This is a genomic window from Saccharomonospora xinjiangensis XJ-54 (genome assembly GCF_000258175.1).
GTDB lineage: Bacteria > Actinomycetota > Actinomycetes > Mycobacteriales > Pseudonocardiaceae > Saccharomonospora > Saccharomonospora xinjiangensis.
Genome location: NZ_JH636049.1, coordinates 1,634,095 through 1,648,981 on the forward strand (window position 1 = coordinate 1,634,095; position 14,887 = coordinate 1,648,981).

9 protein-coding genes and 2 rRNA genes are annotated in these 14,887 nt (G+C 66.3%); 6 read left to right on the plus strand and 5 right to left on the minus strand.

The genetic code is table 11. From position 1 onward, the window contains the following. Entirely contained in the window at positions 1–2,181 is a 2,181-nt protein-coding gene (scpA, locus tag SACXIDRAFT_RS06960) for a methylmalonyl-CoA mutase (protein WP_006237816.1), read from the minus strand. After that, positions 2,178–4,019 carry a methylmalonyl-CoA mutase family protein gene (locus SACXIDRAFT_RS06965; protein ID WP_006237817.1) on the minus strand — a complete coding sequence of 614 codons (1,842 nt, stop codon included), beginning with the start codon at positions 4,017–4,019 and terminating at the stop codon, positions 2,178–2,180. The genes scpA and SACXIDRAFT_RS06965 overlap by 4 nt, the downstream gene beginning before the upstream one ends. A gap of 121 nt (positions 4,020–4,140) precedes the next feature. On the opposite strand from SACXIDRAFT_RS06965, the gene SACXIDRAFT_RS06970 reads away from it, so the two are divergent. Continuing rightward, positions 4,141–5,403: a serine/threonine-protein kinase gene (locus SACXIDRAFT_RS06970; RefSeq protein ID WP_006237818.1), complete on the plus strand. Its 1,263-nt coding sequence runs from the start codon at positions 4,141–4,143 to the stop codon at positions 5,401–5,403. Here SACXIDRAFT_RS06970 and SACXIDRAFT_RS06975 read toward each other — a convergent pair. Then, positions 5,381–6,040, minus strand: coding sequence for a MerR family transcriptional regulator (locus SACXIDRAFT_RS06975; RefSeq protein ID WP_006237819.1), 660 nt, complete (start codon positions 6,038–6,040; stop codon positions 5,381–5,383). The genes SACXIDRAFT_RS06970 and SACXIDRAFT_RS06975 overlap by 23 nt on opposite strands. Positions 6,041–6,094: 54 nt before the next feature. Between SACXIDRAFT_RS06975 and SACXIDRAFT_RS06980 the strand changes: the two genes are divergently transcribed. The 5 genes from SACXIDRAFT_RS06980 (at position 6,095) to SACXIDRAFT_RS07000 (ending at position 11,270) form a co-directional block, all read left to right on the plus strand. Beyond that, the gene (locus SACXIDRAFT_RS06980; RefSeq protein ID WP_006237820.1) at positions 6,095–7,135 is read left to right on the plus strand and encodes a hypothetical protein; all 1,041 of its coding nucleotides are present in this window, start codon (positions 6,095–6,097) and stop codon (positions 7,133–7,135) included. Positions 7,136–7,140: 5 nt separating this feature from the next. Continuing rightward, positions 7,141–7,611 (plus strand): ABA4-like family protein, encoded by a 471-nt coding sequence (locus SACXIDRAFT_RS06985; RefSeq protein WP_006237821.1) that lies wholly within the window; start codon positions 7,141–7,143, stop codon positions 7,609–7,611. Next, the gene (locus SACXIDRAFT_RS06990) at positions 7,580–8,389 is read left to right on the plus strand and encodes a purine-nucleoside phosphorylase (protein WP_006237822.1); all 810 of its coding nucleotides are present in this window, start codon (positions 7,580–7,582) and stop codon (positions 8,387–8,389) included. Before SACXIDRAFT_RS06985 ends, SACXIDRAFT_RS06990 begins: the two co-directional genes overlap by 32 nt. Before the next feature lie 396 nt (positions 8,390–8,785). Beyond that, entirely contained in the window at positions 8,786–10,438 is a 1,653-nt protein-coding gene (locus tag SACXIDRAFT_RS06995; protein WP_006237823.1) for a phospho-sugar mutase, read from the plus strand. Between the two features lie 379 nt (positions 10,439–10,817). After that, complete coding sequence (locus tag SACXIDRAFT_RS07000) at positions 10,818–11,270, plus strand: flavodoxin family protein (RefSeq protein ID WP_006237824.1); 453 nt, start codon at positions 10,818–10,820, stop codon at positions 11,268–11,270. A 276-nt stretch (positions 11,271–11,546) separates the two neighbouring features. Here the strand turns inward: SACXIDRAFT_RS07000 and rrf are convergent. Together rrf and SACXIDRAFT_RS07010 are read right to left on the minus strand one after the other, a co-directional pair. Then, positions 11,547–11,664 (minus strand): 5S ribosomal RNA (rrf, locus tag SACXIDRAFT_RS07005). A gap of 63 nt (positions 11,665–11,727) precedes the next feature. Further along, positions 11,728–14,866 (minus strand): 23S ribosomal RNA (locus SACXIDRAFT_RS07010). Between the last annotated feature and the right edge of the window lie 21 nt (positions 14,867–14,887).

Consider the following 14,887-nt stretch of genomic DNA (forward strand, 5'->3'; position numbering starts at 1 on the left):
CTACGTCTGCCGCGCCTCGAGCTCGTCGAGCAGGGTGATCGCGGAATCGGCGATCACCGTGCCAGGGCCGAAGATCGCGGCGGCGCCCGCGGCCCTGAGCTCGTCGTAGTCCTGTGGCGGGATGACACCACCGCATACGATCATGATGTCGTCGCGGCCGAGTTCCTCCAGTTCCTCGCGGAGAGCGGGAACGAGCGAGAGGTGCCCTGCCGCCAGCGACGAGACACCGACGATGTGCACGTCGGCCTCGACGGCCTGCCGTGCGACCTCGGCGGGTGTGGAGAACAGGGGCCCGACATCGACGTCGAAGCCGAGGTCGGCGAACGCCGACGCGATCACTTTCTGGCCTCTGTCGTGCCCGTCCTGTCCCATCTTGGCCACGAGGATGCGCGGCCTTCGTCCCTCGGTCTCGGCGAACGCCTCGACCCGCTGCCGCGCCGCCTCGACACCGGCCGACCTGCCCGCTTCCTCCCGGTACACCCCGGAGATGGTACGGATCTGGCCCGAGTGCCTGCCCCAGATCTTCTCCAGCGCCTCGGAGATCTCGCCGACCGTGGCCTTGGCCCTCGCGGCGTCGATGGCGAGTTCGAGCAGGTTGCCGTCACCCTCGGCGCCCGAGGTGAGCCTGCGCAGTGCGTCCTGGGTCGCGGCCTCGTCGCGCTCGGCGCGGAGCCTGCGCAGCTTGTCGAGTTGCTGCGCCCGCACCCCCGCGTTGTCGATCTTGAGGACGTCGAGTTCGGTGTCGTCCTCCGCGCCGACGCGGTACTTGTTGACACCGATGACCGGTTGCCGCCCCGAATCGATCCGGGCCTGAGTCCGTGCGGCGGCTTCCTCGATGCGGAGCTTGGGGATTCCCGCGTCGATGGCCCTCGCCATACCTCCCGCGGCCTCGACCTCCTCGATGTGTGCCCAGGCTCTGCGGGCCAGCTCGTAGGTCAGCCGCTCGACGTACGCGCTGCCGCCCCATGGGTCGATGACCCTCGTTGTTCCCGACTCCTGCTGCAACAGCAGCTGCGTGTTGCGCGCGATCCTGGCGCTGGTGTCGGTGGGCAGCGCCAGCGCCTCGTCGAGTGCGTTGGTGTGCAGCGACTGCGTGTGTCCCTGCGTTGCCGCCATCGCCTCGACACAGGTGCGGACCACGTTGTTGTAGACGTCCTGCGCCGTCAGCGACCACCCCGAGGTCTGGCAGTGCGTGCGCAGGCTCAGCGATTTGCTGTTGGCGGGTTCGAACCGCTTCACGAGCTTCGCCCACAGCAGGCGCGCGGCGCGCAGCTTCGCGACCTCCATGAAGAAGTTCATGCCGATCGCCCAGAAAAACGACAGCCGGGGCGCGAACGCGTCGATGTCGAGCCCCGCGTCGAGGCCCGCCCTGATGTACTCCACCCCGTCGGCCAGCGTGTACGCGAGTTCGAGGTCGGCCGTGGCCCCGGCCTCCTGCATGTGGTAACCGGAGATCGAGATGGAGTTGAACTTCGGCATGTTCCGCGAGGTGAACGCGAAGATGTCGGAGATGATCCGCATCGAAGGCTGCGGAGGGTAGATGTAGGTGTTGCGGACCATGAACTCCTTGAGGATGTCGTTCTGGATGGTCCCCGCGAGCTGCTCGGGCCGCACACCCTGCTCCTCCGCCGCCACCACGTACAGCGCGAGGACGGGCAGCACGGCGCCGTTCATCGTCATCGACACGCTCATGCGGTCGAGCGGGATGCCGTCGAACAACTGCCGCATGTCGTAGATCGAGTCGATAGCCACCCCGGCCATCCCCACATCGCCGGACACCCTCGGGTGATCGGAGTCGTAGCCGCGGTGGGTGGCGAGGTCGAACGCCACCGAGAGGCCCTTCTGCCCCGCGGCGAGATTGCGCCGGTAGAAGGCGTTGGACTCCTCGGCCGTGGAGAAGCCCGCGTACTGGCGGATCGTCCACGGCTGCGTCGTGTACATCGTCGGGTACGGACCCCGCAGGAACGGCGCGATCCCCGGATAGGTGCGAAGGAAGTCAACGCCGGTGAGGTCCTCGGCGGTGTAGAGCGGCTTGACGCCGATGCCCTCGGGGGTCTCCCAGGTGAGCGCGTCGAGATCCTTACCGGTGGACGCGGCGACGGCCTCGGTCCACGCCTGCCTGTCCGCGCCTGCCTCGGGGCCCGGCCCGAGTTCGATGCCGCTGAAGTCGGGGATGGTCATGGCGCGACTCCCAGTGTGTCGAGGGTGCCGGTGAGGACGGCGAGCGCATCGCAGCCCCGGTGGATGTAGCCGTCGATACCGGTGCTGCCGGAGGGTTTGCCCGCGAGCAGCACGGTGGCGGCTCCTGCCTTTCTCAGCGCGTCCGCGACCTCGGCGGCACGCTCCGCGTAGGCGGCGTCGGTGCCGCACACGCAGGCCACCGGCGTGTCACTGCCGGAGAACGCCGCCACGAGGTCGGCCGTGGCAGGGTCTCCGAGCCCGGGGTTCACCGGTTCGATACCGCCCGCGAGGAACAGGTTGGCCGCGAACGTGGCCCTCGCGGTGTGTTCCGCCAGCGGGCCGAGCGTGGCGAGGAAGACCTTCGGCCTGCTGCCGTGCCGGGCGAGATGCGCATCGGAGCGGTCGCGCAACCGCTCGTACTCCTGCGCGTAACGCACCTTCGGCAGGCCACCCCGCGGCGCCGACGGCCGGGGCTCGCGGTCGAACTTCTTCTCCTCGAGCAGTGGGAACTCGCTGACTCCGGTGATCGGGTCGCGGCGGGTGGCGATGCGCCTCGACCGCGCCTGCCACGTTGACGCGATGCGGTCGGCGAGCGCGCCCGAGGCGAGGTCTGCCTCGATGCCACCCGCCTTCTCGATCGTGGTGAACGCGTCCCACGCCGCGCGGGCGAGGGCGTCGGTGTGGTTCTCGACGTACCACGATCCGCCCGCCGGATCGATCACTGCGGCGAGTTTGCTTTCCTCGAGCAGGATCGCCTGCGTGTTGCGGGCGAGACGCCGCGAGAACCGATCGGGACGTCCGATGGCGTGGTCGAACGGCAGCACGGTCACCGCATCCGCTCCTCCGATGCCTGCCGCGAAGCAGGCGACGGTGGTGCGCAGCAGGTTCACGGCGGGGTCGCGGCGCGTCAGCATGGCGGGGGAGGTGACCGCGTGCTGGCGCACGGCGGCCGACCGCGCTCCACACACCTCCGCGATCCGCGCCAGCACCCTGCGCGCGGCCCGGAATTTGGCGATGGTGCCGAACTGGTCGGTGGTGGCCGCCAGCCTGCATTCGATCCGCGCTGCGGCCCCGGCCACGTCGAGCCCCGCCTCGGTCAGCGCGCGAAGGTAGGCCACGACCGTGGCGGCCACCGCGCCGAGCTCCTGCGCGTCCGACGCGCCGGCCTCGTGGTAGGGCAGGCCGTCTGCCACGAACGCTGACAGCTTCGGGTAGCGGCCAGCGAGCCGGGCCGCCATGGCCGCGGCAGCGGCGACGTCGGGTTCGGTGCCGGTGCGGGCCCGCACTCCGATCGGGTCGGCACCGAGGTTGCCCGACACCTCCGTGTCCGGCACTCCCCGCTCCGCGTGCAGCGCGAGCAGGGCGTCCGCCGCCCGCTCGTACTCCTCACCCGCGTCGAGGACGACCGGCGCGAGATCGAGCCGCACATCCCGCAACGCGTCGGGCAGCGCCGAGACCGGAACACCGCCCTCGCCCACCCGCAGCCAGAGGGAGGTCACACCGCCTTCGAGGTCCGTGAGCACGTCCTCATTGGTGGCGGCGGGGTCCGCGCCGTCGTGGTGGGCACGTACGTCCCACCCCGCGAGCACGTGGCCGTCAGGACGGGAGCCCCGGACGAACGGGGGCGAGCCGGGGAATCCGGCGGGCGGAGCCGGTTCGTCAGCCGTGTAGAGAGGCAGGATCGGGATGCCGTCGTCGGTGGTGGTCACCAGCCGTTCAGGGCTGGACCCTGCGCGTTCGAGTACCTTCCCGACCAGGCGTTCCCACTCCTGCCTCGTCGGTGCCGCGAACTCGGCCGCCAGCGCCAGTTCACCCGCGAACTCAGCCCCCTTGCTCATAGCGAACCATCCTAGGAGCTGGGCTTTCGACCCAGGGTGTGAGGCTGATCTCGGCCCCATCCCGCCCTGGATCTCGCGCGGAGCAGGCCGCACCGCGCCGGTCGTCGGCCATGGAACGACAATGGAGCGCGTGTCCGCTCCGACTGACGACCGACGACTCGTGGCAGGCCGCTACCGGCTGCGATCCGTGCTCGGCTCAGGGTCCATGGGCACCGTGTGGTCGGCCTACGACGAATTCCTTCACCGCTCCGTCGCGGTGAAGGAGGTCCGCATGCCACACGGGGTTCCGCCTGCCAGGGTCACCGAACTCAGGGAACGCACCCTGCGCGAGGCGAGAGCGATCGCCGTGCTCTCCCATCCCAACGTGGTGATCCTTCACGACGTCGTGCTGGAGAACGACGACCCCTACGTCGTCATGGAGTTGCTGCTGTCGAAAAGCGTCGCCGAGCTGCTCCGCCAGGTCAGGAGGCTCACGGTCGCCCAGGCCGCGGCGGTCGGGGAATCCGTGGCCGCCGCGCTGGAGGCGGCTCACGCCGCGGGCATCACCCACCGCGACGTCAAGCCGGGCAACGTGCTTGTCTCCGACGACGGGCGTGTGAAGCTCACCGACTTCGGCATCGCGCGCAACGTCTCCGAGGCCACGATGACGCACACGGGGATGATGCTGGGTTCCCCCGCGTTCATCGCGCCCGAGGTCGCCACCGGCGGCCCCGTCACCTACACCGCGGACCTGTGGGGACTGGGCACGACCCTGTTCGCCGCCACGGAGGGCCACCCGCCGTACGACGCGGACGGCGACCCGCTGGAGACCGTCGTCAGCGTCGTGCAGGGTGACGTGCCACGCCCATCGCCCGGCCCGCTGGCTCCGGTGATCCGTGGACTGATGGTGAAGAAGCCGTCGGAGCGCATGTCGCTGCCGGAGGTACGGCGCAGGCTCTACCCGTTGCTGGCACAGCCACGGCACACGCTGTTTCCGGCCGAGTTGTTCACCGAGAGCGAGACCGGCCGCGCAAGGCAGGAGGCCAGTGTCACCAGGGTGATCCCGCGCCTTCCCGCACCGGCGGGTGGACGCGGCGGCGAGGACGACGAGGTGTCCGTGGGGGCAGGCGGCGCGCTGGCCGCTGACCCAGGTCCGTTGCCGTTCGCCGCCGACCGGCCCCCTGCCAGGTCGCCAGGCGGACACGTCAGCTCTTTGGCGGCGCGGGAACCCGCAGGCGCTGCCCCCGCGAAGGCGGGGTCCGGCATGAGGTTCGCTCCACAGCTGATCGCCGGTTTCGTGTCCACAATGTCCGAACGCAGAGGTGTCTTGCGCGCTGTGGCCACGGTGGTGTTCCTGCTCGCCGCCGGTCTCGGCTTCGCGCTCACCCGGATTCTGGCCGGTTGATCTCCTTGCCTCCCCCGAACAACCTCGCGGAGACGTCGGCGTGGGCCATCCTGCGCAGGGTGGCCAGCAAGGCGTCACCGATGACGGTGCCGATCACCGCCGTCTCCACGGTCGCCTCCGGGTCCGGCAGCGCGGCGACGTGGCGGACGTCGGTCTCGGCGATTTGCTGCGCCGCGTCGGCGTAGTGGTCCAGCACTGAGGCGAACTCGGTGTGCCCCAATGCCCGCAAAGTCGCCAGCAGGCCGACCAACGACTCTGTCAGCGGGGAGCCGTCGGTACACGGCCACGCGCGTTCCTTCAGTAGTGCGTCAACCCGGGCCCTCGCCCACGCTTGTGCCTGCTCGTCTGCCATGGCAGTCCTGGCTGACGGCAGCCCGTGCTGCGTCACGCCGAGCACCGTGTGCATCGGCGTATCGGGCGAGTCGATGGCCGCAACGACGTCCTTGACTGCCGACACCGACAGCCCGCCGACATCGAGCAGTGCACGAACGAGCCGCAGACGGCGGACGTGGCCCTCGTCGTATCGCGCCTGGTTGGGGCTCGTGCGCTCTCCCGGGTGCAGCAGCCCCTCGCGCAGGTAGTACTTCACGGTCGCGACCGGAACGCCCGACTCTCTGCTGAGCTCGGCCATCCGCATGTGGTGCCGCCCTTCCTGTGAACGTTCTCAGGATGGATAGTCTAGCTTTCCACTATGGCGAGTGACGCTATCTACTATCCGAAACTGGGTGGATTCATGAAACTCGACGAGTACGGTTCCTGGCATCGGCCGATGCTCCTGTGTGCCGCCGTGATGGCGGTGATGACCGCCGTGTCCGCCGTCGGCCTCGCGGTGGACGACCGGCTCATCGCGGGCGCACCGGCGTGGCACAAGCCGTTCAAATTCGCCTTCTCCTTCGGCGTCTACGCGCTGAGCTGGGCGTGGCTGGTCTCCCTGCTGCGCACCCGCAAGCGCCTGGCCAATGCACTCTCAACCATCGTGGTCACCGTCATCCTCGTCGAGTACGCGATCATCACGCTCCAGGTTGTCCGTGGGACGAGGAGCCACTTCAACGTCTCGACGCCGCTGGACAACACCCTGTACAGGATCATGGGTATCTCGATCGCGGTGATGTGGACGGGCACACTGGCGCTGACCCTGTTCCTGCTGCGCACTCCGATCACCGATGCGGCGAGCCGCTGGGCCGTGCGGCTCGGGTCGGTGCTCTCGCTGGCCGGCCTGAGCCTCGGCGCGCTCATGTTGCTGCCCACGGCTGCCCAACGCGAGTCCATGAGCACCTCCGCCTTCGATGGCATCGTCGGCGCACACAGCGTCGGTGTCCCCGACGGAGGTCCCAGCATGCCCATCACCGGGTGGAGCACCACCGGCGGAGACCTGCGCATCCCCCACTTCGTCGGCATGCACGCGCTTCAACTGCTGCCCCTGATCGTCATGGCGCTCACCCTGCTCGCGCGGCGGTGGCCCCTGCTGCGCCAGGACACCGTGCGAGGGCGGCTGCTGATCGTGGCCGGACTCTCCTATGGCGGTGTGCTCGCGCTGGTCACCTGGCAGGCACTACGGGGGCAACCACTGCTCGCGCCGGACTCCGCCACACTGATCGCATCAGCCGTTCTGGTCTTCGCGACGGCTCTGGGCACAGGCTGGGCGCTGCGCAGCCCCTCCGTGCCAGTCGCGGCACCCGACGACCACCGTGATGCCGCGCGCTTGCCCGTCCTCGATGGCGCGGGGCGGTGACCACGATGACCTACCGGCTCTTCGATCTCACCTTCCTGCTCGCCGTGCCGTTCTGGGCACTGATGATCTTCGCCCCCGGTTGGACACTGACCCGGCGCATCATGGCTTCACCGTGGTCTGCCACCGCGCCACTCGCCGTCTACGTCGTCCTCGCCGCCTCCGAGTTCGGCACGCTGTGGACGGTGGTGAGCCGTCCCAATCTCGACACGCTGCGGGCGTTTCTGGGCACGCCAACGGGTGCGGCCGTGATCTGGGCGCACCTCATCGCGTTCGACCTGTTCATCGGGAAATGGATTCATCGCGATGCACGCGAGCGTGGGGGGCCTCATCTCGTCGTGGCACCGCTCCTGGTACTCACGATCCTGCTGTCACCACTCGGCCTGCTGAGCTACCTGCTGGTCCGGGTGTTCAAGCCCGCGCCATCAGGTCCTAGGCTGCACGATCGTGAACTCCAGCAGCGACACGCAGCCCCGTGATCTTGCCGCAGCGGCGGCATCCGTTCTGACCGACCGCGCAGGCGTCGAAGCCTTCGACGTCGCCGTCGTTCTCGGGTCCGGCTGGCGGCCCGCCGCCGACGTGATCGGCGAGCCGCAGGCCGAGATCCCACTCGGCGAGTTGCCCGGGTTCGAGACGCCGAGCGCGGTCGGCCACGGCAGCACCGCGCGAGTGATGAAGGTCGGGGACACGCGTGTGCTGGTGCTCCTCGGCCGCACCCACCTCTACGAGGGCAGGGGTGTGGCCAGGGTCGTGCACGGTGTGCGGACGGCCGCCGCTGCCGGGGTCCGCACCGTCTTGCTCACCAATGCCGCGGGAGGCCTGCGGGAGGGATTCAGGGTCGGTCAGCCGGTGATCATCTCGGACCACCTGAACATGACGGCCACCTCGCCCATCACGGGCGCGAACTTCGTCGATCTCGTCGATCTGTACTCCGCTCGCCTGCGCGCCACCGCCAGGGAGATCGACCCGTCCCTCGCCGAGGGCGTCTACGCGGGTCTGCCGGGGCCCCACTTCGAGACCCCGGCAGAAATCCGCATGCTTCGCACACTCGGTGCCGATCTGGTGGGCATGTCCACCGTGCTCGAAGCCATCGCCGCCCGCGCCGAGGGCGTCGAGGTCTTCGGCCTCTCCCTCGTCACCAACCTCGCCGCGGGAATGACGGGCGAACCGCTGAACCACGAGGAGGTTCTGGAGGCGGGGAGGGCGTCAGCCGAGCGGATGGGCACGCTCTTGCGCGAACTCGTCGCCCGCGCTTGAGCGCCCGCTCACTTCCCGGTCGTGGCTCCGGTCGTGATCGGCACGTCGGTGACGCCTGACAGCCTCGTCGTTCGTTTCATGGTGTGTTCCTTTCGCGCAGGCGACATTGTTCGGTTATCCCTGGAGTGAAGAGGTCGCGCTCATCCGGGAGCGCTGACAGAAATCTGGCGAAAAAACGACCACGGCACAATAACCCGATCGTGTGCTGCCCAAACACGTCCTCGTTGACGCTGCGCGACCTCGCGCGGATTATGACGGGAATTGGCTCATCACCGCAGATCAGTGGCCAATTCTGCAATATGAACATTGCATTTTGCGGGTTGGCGCGAATTGTGGAGTCCGTCACGCCAAGGGGGCGCCCAGCGGGCGAGAGCCGCGCCTTGCCACTATGACGTGATGCAGCACAGACCGCCCCGGCTCACCCCCGAGCTCAGGGACACGACGTTCCGCTGGATCGCCGACGACGTTGACGGCGACTCGCGCACGGAGATGCAGAACCTGCTCGCTCGTGCCATGGCGGGAGACACCGACGCTCTGTCCGAACTCGACGACCGCATGACCGGAACACTCACCTTCGGCACCGCCGGTCTCAGGGGCCCGGTGAGAGCGGGTCCCAACGGGATGAACACCGCGGTGGTGGTCCGCACCACCGCCGGTCTCGCGGCGTGGCTGGCGAATCGCTTTCCCGGTGGGGTCATCGTCGTCGGCCGCGACGCCCGACATGGCTCCGAACGCTTCGCCAACGCCGCGGCCGAGGTGCTCGCCGCCGCCGGTTTCGACGTGCGGGTCCTGCCCCGACCGCTACCGACGCCCGTCCTCGCCTACGCGACGCTGCGGCTCGGCGCGTGTGCGGGCATTCAGATCACCGCCTCGCACAACCCTCCCGCCGACAACGGCTACAAGGTGTTCGACCACACCGGGATACAGATCGTCCCACCCGCCGACGCCGAGATCGAAGCGGAGATCGCCGCAGCACCCGCAGCGGTGTCCGTGCCGCGCCGAAGCGGGGCGCAGCGCCTCGGTGACGACGTTCTCGACGGCTATCTCGACCGCGTCGCGGCTCTCGCCACCGGTGAAGCGCGTGACCTGCGCATCGCGGTCACGCCGCTCCACGGTGTGGGCGGGTCGGTCGTGGCCGAGGCCTTCCGCCGTGCCGGATTCACCGATGTCCATCTCGTCGAAGCCCAGGCGGAACCCGATCCCGACTTTCCGACGGTGACGTTCCCCAATCCCGAGGAGCCCGGCGCCACCGACCTGTTGCTGCGCCTCGCGTCCGACATCGATGCCGACCTCGCCGTCGCCCTCGACCCCGACGCCGACCGCTGCGCTCTCGGTGCCCGCGGCACCGACGGCGCGTGGCGGATGCTGACCGGCGACGAGACCGGTGTCCTCCTCGGCGACCGGGTGCTGGCCCGAACGGAGGCGGCGGACCCTCTCGTCGCCACCACGCTTGTGTCGTCCTCCCTGCTGGCCGAGGTGGCTACCGCGAGAGGCGCTCGGCACGCGCGCACCTTGACGGGCTTCAAGTGGCTGATGCGAGCAGGCGAAAACCTCGTCTTCGCCTACGAGGAAGCCATCGGGCTCTGCGTCAATCCGAGCTTCGTGAGGGACAAGGACGGCATCGCCGCGGCCGTGTTCGCAGCCGATGTCGCGGCGGAGGCGAAGAGCCAGGGGCGCACCTTGCTCGATCTCCTCGACGACGTAACGCTCACGTACGGCATTTCGGTCACGGGTCAGGTCGCGCCGCGGTTCACCGACCTCGCCGAGCGAGCCGCGGTCATGGAGCGGCTTCGGGCGCAACCGCCTGTCGCGCTGGCAGGCGTGCCTGTGGCCACCGAGGAGTTGGCGGATGCCGGCGCTGTGCGAATGAGCGGCGAGCAGGTCCGGGTGATCGTGCGACTGTCGGGAACGGAACCGAAGGTGAAGGCGTATCTCGAAGTGACGGGCCCCCCGCCTGCGCCTGGTGATCTGGCGCACGCTCGCGCCGCCGCCCAGCGCACGCTGTCGCTCCTGCGTGACGACGTCACCGACCTGCTCAGCCTCCGCTGAGAGCGGTGTGGAGATTCGCAAGCTGACGGGTGAAAGCCGCGCACCACACGGCACGCCGAAAGTGCTGTAGCCCGCACATCGGCCCCGGTGGGTTCCACCGCGCCGCGAGGGCTGCCAAAGCTCCGCACCAGGCCGCCGCAAAGTTCCTGTTCACCGAAAGTGCTGTGAAGGCCACGCACCACACAGCAGAGGTCTTCGACCTTCGCCGAGAGGGTGCGGAAAGTCCGAGCCCGCACGTTGTTCGCGGGCTGACGCATCAGGGGGGACGGGACGGGGCACCAGATAGCTGTGGTCTTCACAACGCCTTACGGCCCCGGCACGGTGGCCTTCGCAGCACCTCGCTTGCGCTGGCGGGAGCTGAGGGGCACGCTCGAATGTCGTGGCCAGGTTGCTGATCGTCCATCACACGCCGTCCCCCCATCTCGCGGCGATGCTCGACGCCGTGGTGTCCGGGGCCAGCGATCCCGAGATCACCGGCGTCGAGGTGGTACGCGAACCTGCCCTTTCGGCTACCGCATCGGACGTACTCGCCGCTGACGGCTATCTCCTCGGCACGCCGGCCAATCTGGGCTATATGTCGGGTGCGCTGAAACACTTCTTCGACACCATTTACTACCCGTGCCTGGACACGACAGAGAAAAGCCCCTTCTCCTATTACGTGCACGGTAATCAGGGAACGGAAGGCGCGACGAAATCGATCGACACCGTGACCACGGGGTTGGGTTGGCAGCAGGCCGCTCCAGCCGTTGTCGTTCACGGCGAACCAACCAAGGCCGATCTGGAGGAGTGCTGGAATCTGGGTGCGACACTCGCTGCCCAGTTAATGGCCTGAGCTCCGCGAGAACCGGGTTGCGAAACCTGGAGACCTCACGTTCGGGAGCTGTTCGCCTCCCGTTGAGCGAGCAGCGGGCAGCGTCGGCCGTGTGGTTGGTTCTTGGCGTGGTTTGGGTTTTCCGCCCCCGTCTGGAGTGGGGGGTGAAGGATGTGGGTGGCGCCGCTCCTGTGGTATGGAGCAGGGGGGAGAGAAGGGGCCCCGGAGGGTGCGGTGGGAGATGTGGTCTCGACCTTCCGCTGTTGTTCCGGGGCCCCTTTTCTTTTGTGTGGTTGTGTTCGGCGGTGTCCTACTCTCCCACACCCCTTCGGGTGCAGTACCATCGGCGCTGGTGGGCTTAGCTTCCGGGTTCGGGATGGGTCCGGGCGTTTCCCCTACCGCTATGGCCGCCGTAACGTTGTGAAACAACCATTGTGTGTGGTGTTTCAGAGTTGCAGAGTGGGTGCGTAGCATGTTTGTGGTCAAGCCCTCGGCCGATTAGTACCAGTCCACTCGTAAGCGCATTGCTGCGTGTCCATGTCTGGCCTATCAACCCCATCGTCTTTAGGGGGCCTTACCCACTCGAGGGTGGTGGGAGACCTCATCTTGGAACAGGCTTCCCGCTTAGATGCCTTCAGCGGTTATCCTTTCCGAACGTAGCTAACCAGCCATGCCCCTGGTGGGACAACTGGCATACCAGAGGTTCGTCCGTCCCGGTCCTCTCGTACTAGGGACAGCCTTCCTCAAGTCTCCAACGCGCGCGGCGGATAGGGACCGAACTGTCTCACGACGTTCTAAACCCAGCTCGCGTGCCGCTTTAATGGGCGAACAGCCCAACCCTTGGGACCTACTCCGGCCCCAGGATGCGACGAGCCGACATCGAGGTGCCAAACCATGCCGTCGATATGGACTCTTGGGCAAGATCAGCCTGTTATCCCCGGGGTACCTTTTATCCGTTGAGCGACACCCCTTCCACCAGGTGGTGCCGGATCACTAGTCCCTGCTTTCGCACCTGCTCGACCTGTCGGTCTCACAGTCAAGCTCCCTTGTGCACTTACACTCAACACCTGATTGCCAACCAGGCTGAGGGAACCTTTGGGCGCCTCCGTTACTCTTTGGGAGGCAACCGCCCCAGTTAAACTACCCACCAGGCACTGTCCCTGAACCGGCTCACGGTCCGAGGTTAGATTCCCAATCCGGCCAGAGTGGTATTTCAACGTTGACTCCACAACCACTGGCGTGGCTGTTTCACAGTCTCCCACCTATCCTACACAAGCCGAACCGAAAACCAATACCAAGCTATAGTAAAGGTCCCGGGGTCTTTCCGTCCTGCCGCGCGAAACGAGCATCTTTACTCGTAGTGCAATTTCGCCGGGCCTGTGGTTGAGACAGCCGGAAAGTCGTTACGCCATTCGTGCAGGTCGGAACTTACCCGACAAGGAATTTCGCTACCTTAGGATGGTTATAGTTACCACCGCCGTTTACTGGCGCTTAAATTCTCAGCTTCACCCCCACAAGGAGGGTTAACCGGTCCTCTTAACGTTCCAGCACCGGGCAGGCGTCAGTCCATATACATCGACTTACGTCTTCGCATGGACCTGTGTTTTTAATAAACAGTCGCTTTCCGCTGGTCTCTGCGGCCAACCCACCCCAGCCCGCGAAGGGGCTTCAGGTGTTTTGGCCCCCCTTCTCCCGAAGTTACGGGGGCAATTTGCCGAGTTCCTTAACCACAGTTCACCCGATCGCCTTGGTATTCTCTACCTGACCACCTGTGTCGGTTTGGGGTACGGGCCACGCGCGCACTCGCTAGAGGCTTTTCTCGGCAGCAGAGGATCACCCTACTTCGCCACAACGGCTATGCATCACGCCTCACCCTCGTCATTCAAGACAGCCCGACGGATTTGCCTATCGGGCGGGCCACACGCTTACACCAGTATTACCACTGACTGGCGGGGCTACCTTCCTGCGTCACCCCATCGCTTGGCTACTACAAGCTCAGGTCCCACGCACCCCAACACCACGTCCCCGAAGGGACACCAGTGCAGGGCGGGTGGTTAGTCTCACCTGCCTCGCCAGGGACGCACACACGCGGGTACGGGAATATCAACCCGTTGTCCATCGACTACGCCTGTCGGCCTCGCCTTAGGTCCCGACTTACCCTGGGCGGAACAACCTGGCCCAGGAACCCTTGGTCATCCGGCGGCAGAGATTCTCACTCTGCATTCGCTACTCATGCCTGCATTCTCACTCCCACACCCTCCACAACTCGGTCACCCGGCTGCTTCCCTGGATGCAGGACGCTCCCCTACCCATCCACACGACTGCACCCACACCCCCGAAGAGGCGCGGGCGGATCACACATGTGAATGACACAGCTTCGGCGGTGTGCTTAAGCCCCGCTACATTGTCGGCGCAGAACCACTTGACCAGTGAGCTATTACGCACTCTTTCAAGGATGGCTGCTTCTAAGCCAACCTCCTGGTTGTCTCAGCGACTCCACATCCTTTCCCACTGAGCACACACTTAGGGGCCTTAGCTGGTGTTCTGGGCTGTTTCCCTCTCGACGACGAAGCTTATCCCCCGCCGTCTCACTGCCGCGCTCTCACACACCTGTATTCGGAGTTTGGTTGACTTCGGTAAGCCGGTAAGCCCCCTAGGCCATCCAGTAGCTCTACCCCAGATGTGAAACACACGACGCTGCACCTAAATGCATTTCGGGGAGAACCAGCTATCACGGAGTTTGATTGGCCTTTCACCCCTACCCACAGCTCATCCCCCAGGTTTTCAACCCTGGTGGGTTCGGGCCTCCACGCCGTCTTACCGGCGCTTCACCCTGGCCATGGGTAGATCACTCCGCTTCGGGTCTAGACCACGCGACTACGGACGCCCTGTTCAGACTCGCTTTCGCTCCGGCTACCCCACACGGGTTAACCTCGCCACGCAGCACTAACTCGCAGGCTCATTCTTCAAAAGGCACGCCATCACCCCTACAGGGCTCTGACGGCTTGCAGGCACACGGTTTCAGGTACTCTTTCACTCCCCTCCCGGGGTACTTTTCATCTTTCCCTCACGGTACTTGTCCGCTATCGGTCACCAGGAAGTATTTAGGCTTACCGGGTGGTCCCGGCAGATTCACAGCGAATTCCACGAGCTCGCTGCTACTCGGGAACACCACCAAGACAATGCCATGCGGTTTTCGCGTACGGGACTCTCACCCACTCCGGTCACGCATCCCAACGTGTTCCACTAACCACACACACCATCCCCAGCAGTGTCAGCTACTGGACAGTGGCTCCCACAACACCGCACACACAACACCTGACAGTTTCACCATGCGCACGGTTTAGCCTCTTCCGCTTTCGCTCGCCACTACTCACGGAATCACGGTTGTTTTCTCTTCCTGCGGGTACTGAGATGTTTCACTTCCCCGCGTTCCCTCCACACCGGCTATAGATTCACCGGCGGGTGACACCCCATCACGGGTGCCGGGTTTCCCCATTCGGACACCCTCGGATCACAGCTCGGTTGGCAGCTCCCCGAGGCTTATCGCAGCCTCCCACGTCCTTCATCGGCTCCTGATGCCTAGACATCCACCATGTGCCCTACACAACTTGACCACAAAGATGCTCGCACCCACT